This window comes from Paenibacillus elgii NBRC 100335, assembly GCF_004000865.1.
Taxonomy (GTDB): Bacteria; Bacillota; Bacilli; order Paenibacillales; family NBRC-103111; genus Paenibacillus_G; species Paenibacillus_G elgii.
The window spans coordinates 1-987 of the sequence record NZ_BIMB01000139.1; the positions used below are offsets into that span (position 1 = coordinate 1).

Here is a 987-nt window from a genome sequence, read left to right on the forward strand (position 1 = left end):
TACGGTCAGTTCCCGTTCAGCCACGAAGTAGGCGCAGAGCTGCTTCTGTCCCGCCTCATCTTCACGCGCAACGACGATCGCTTCCTGCACGGACGCCACCTTCAAAATCTGCGACTCCACCTCGCCGATCTCGATTCGGTAGCCCCGTATTTTTACCTGCTCGTCCTTCCTTCCGATATACTCAATGTTTCCATCCGGCAGCCACCTTGCCAAGTCTCCCGTCCGGTACATCCGCTCTCCCGGTGCAAACGGGTTGGCTACAAACTTTTCCTCCGTCAATTCCGGCCGGTTTAAATACCCTCTGGCCAGTCCTTCTCCCCCTATGCACAGCTCCCCGGTTACACCGACTGGAAGCAAGCTGCCTGCCGAATCGACGATATATACGCGGTGATTCGGGATCGGGCGGCCTATCGGAATCGTCTTTTCGTTCATCGTGTCGCTTGAATACGACCATACCGTGGAGCATATCGAATCTTCCGTCGGACCATAGTTGTTAAAATACGACACGTGATCTTTCCACTTCTCCACCAGTTCCACCGTGGACGGCGATCCCGCCGTGATCAGCTTCTTCAAGCTCGGTATACGGGTCGGCTCCAGATAGACGGCGTACGTCGGGGGCAAGGTCGCTACAGTGATCCCGTGTTCGGCTACATAGCTTTCAAAGAGCTGGTGATCCAGAATGACCTCAGCCGGCGGTACATACAGACAAGCGCCCAGCAGTAGAGCCATGATGACTTCCGAGCATGAGGCGTCAAACGACAAGCTCGCAAACTGAACCACCTTGTCATCCTCACGAATGCCCAGCGTATTCTCACATACCAGCTTAAAGTTGCATAGGCCGCGGTGCTCCACCATGACCCCTTTCGGGTTGCCTGTCGTTCCCGACGTATAAATAACGTAAGCCAGGTGATTCGCTCCCGCGATCGGTTCCAGATTCGAACCGTCCTCATCACAGGCTTGCTCTTCATCCAGAAACGCGAAATGGCC

1 protein-coding gene is annotated in these 987 nt (G+C 55.1%); it reads right to left on the reverse strand.

The window, feature by feature from the left end; genetic code table 11:
• The coding region (locus PEL01S_RS34200) for an amino acid adenylation domain-containing protein (RefSeq protein ID WP_127463373.1) at window positions 1-987 on the reverse strand (987 nt) is incomplete at both ends.